The following is a 2,665-nucleotide window of genomic DNA, read 5'->3' as shown; positions in this document are numbered from 1 at the left end:
GCCGATGGTCGCGCGCCCGCCCCGGCGTCGTCTCCCGTGGAAGGATGGCGGACACCGCAGAGCTCGCAGCTTAAGGAGAACCACGTGCCAGGCACGAATCTGACCCGGGAGGAAGCGCGGGAGCGGGCACGGCTGCTCAGCGTGGACGCCTACGACATCGCCCTCGACATCGCGGGGGCCCAGGAGGGCGGCACCTTCCGCTCCGAGACCGTCGTGCGGTTCACCGCCCGGGAGGCCGGCGCGACCTTCGTCGACCTGATCGCCCCCGAGGTACGCGAGGTGGTGCTCAACGGCACCGCGCTCGACCCGGCCGAGGTGTTCGCCGACTCGCGGATCGCGCTGCCGGCCGTCGTCGAGGGCCACAACGAGCTGCGGGTGGTCGCCGACTGCGCCTACACCAACACCGGTGAGGGGCTGCACCGCTCCGTCGACCCCGTGGACCAACAGGCCTATCTCTACACCCAGTTCGAGGTCCCCGACGCGCGCCGCGTCTACGCCTGCTTCGAACAGCCCGACCTCAAGGCCACCTTCGCGTTCACCGTGACGGCGCCCGAGGGCTGGACGGTGATCTCCAACTCCCCCACCCCCGAGCCCAGGGACAACGTCTGGCGGTTCGCGGCCACCCCGCGCGTCTCCACCTACATCACCGCGCTGATCGCCGGCCCCTACCACTCGGTGCACAGCAGCTGGGAGGGCCAGGGCCGCTCCGTGCCGCTCGGCATCTACTGCCGGCCCTCGCTCGCCGAACACCTCGACGCCGAGGCGATCTTCGAGGTCACCCGGCAGGGATTCGACTGGTTCCAGAAGAAGTTCGACTACCCCTACCCGTTCGCGAAGTACGACCAGCTGTTCGTCCCCGAGTTCAACGCGGGCGCGATGGAGAACGCGGGCGCCGTCACCATCCGCGACCAGTATGTCTTCCGCTCCAAGGTGACGGACGCGGCCTACGAGATGCGGGCCGAGACCATCCTCCACGAGCTGGCCCACATGTGGTTCGGCGACCTGGTCACCATGGAGTGGTGGAACGACCTGTGGCTCAACGAGTCGTTCGCCACCTACACGTCCATCGCCTGCCAGGCGCACGCCCCCGGCAGCCGCTGGCCGCACGCCTGGACCAGCTTCGCCAACCAGATGAAGACCTGGGCCTACCGGCAGGACCAGCTGCCGTCCACCCACCCGATCATGGCCGAGATCCGCGACCTCGACGACGTCCTGGTCAACTTCGACGGCATCACCTACGCCAAGGGCGCCAGCGTGCTGAAGCAGCTCGTGGCGTACGTCGGGATGGACGAGTTCTTCCGCGGCGTGCAGGCGTACTTCAAGCGCCACGAGTGGTCGAACACGCGGCTCACCGACCTGCTGACCGCCCTCGAGGAGACCAGCGGCCGGGACCTCACCGCCTGGTCGAAGGCGTGGCTCGAGACCGCCGGCATCAACATCCTGCGCCCCGAGATCGAGGTCGACGCGGACGGCGTCGTCACCTCCTTCGCGGTCCGCCAGGAGGCGCCGGCGCTGCCCGAGGGCGCCAAGGGCGAGCCCACGCTCCGGCCGCACCGGATCGCCATCGGCCTCTACGAGCTGACTGACGGCGCGCTGGAGCGCGTCGAGCGGCTCGAACTCGACGTCGACGGCGAGCTGACCAAGGTGCCGGCGCTCGAGGGCCGGCCGCGACCGGCCGTGGTGCTCCTCAACGACGACGACCTCTCGTACGCCAAGGTCCGGCTCGACCCGGCCTCGATGGCGGTCGTCACCGAGCACCTGGCCGACTTCACCCTGTCGCTGCCGCGCGCGCTGTGCTGGGCCTCGGCCTGGGACATGACCCGCGACGGCGAGATGGCCACCCGCGACTACCTGGCGCTGGTCCTCTCCGGCATCGGCCGGGAGACGGACATCGGCGTGGTCCAGTCCCTGCACCGGCAGGTCAAGCTCGCCCTCGACCTGTACGCGGCGCCCGACTGGCGGCCGACCGGGCTCGCGCTGTGGTCCGACGCCGCCCTGGAGCGGCTGCGGGCCGCCGAGCCGGGCAGCGACCACCAGCTCGCCTGGGCCCGCGCCCTGGCGGCCACGGCCCGGACGGACGAGCAACTCGACGTGTTGGCTGGCCTGTTGGACGGCACGGTGACGGTCGATGGCCTGGCCGTCGACACCGAGCTGCGGTGGGCGCTGCTGCAGCGGCTCGCGGCCACAGGCCGCGCCGACGAGCCGGAGATCTCGGCCGAGCTGTCCCGCGACCACACCTCGGCCGGCGAGCGCCACGCGGCGACGGCCCGGGCCGCCCGGCCGACGCCGGAGGCGAAGGCCGCGGCCTGGGCCTCGGTGGTCGAGGACGACAAGCTGCCGAACGCGGTCCAGGAGGCGGTGATCAGCGGCTTCGTCCAGACCGACCAGCGGGAGCTGCTGGCGCCGTACGCGGAGAAGTACTTCGCGGCGCTGAAGGGCGTGTGGGAGTCGCGCAGCCACGAGATGGCCCAGCAGATCGCGATCGGCCTCTACCCGACGATCCAGGTCGCGGAGGCGACGCTCGCGGCGACCGACGCCTGGCTGGCTGAGGCCGACCCGACGCCGGCCCTCCGCCGGCTGGTGACGGAGTCCAGGGCGGGCGTGGAGCGGGCGCTCCGCGCGCAGGCGGCCGACGCGAGCGCCTGACCCTGGCGGGGGGCGGGTG

The 2,665-nt window shown here is 71.8% G+C and carries 1 protein-coding gene; it reads left to right on the top strand.

Annotated elements, in window-relative coordinates:
• The first annotated feature begins 84 nt into the window (after positions 1 to 84).
• The gene (pepN, locus tag E1265_RS35455; protein WP_132935058.1) at positions 85 to 2,646 is read left to right on the top strand and encodes an aminopeptidase N; all 2,562 of its coding nucleotides are present in this window, start codon (positions 85 to 87) and stop codon (positions 2,644 to 2,646) included.
• Positions 2,647 to 2,665 lie beyond the last annotated feature (19 nt).

The sequence above is a fragment of the Streptomyces sp. 8K308 genome, assembly GCF_004348315.1.
GTDB lineage: Bacteria > Actinomycetota > Actinomycetes > Streptomycetales > Streptomycetaceae > Streptomyces.
This window is presented reverse-complemented; position numbering and strand designations above follow the sequence as displayed.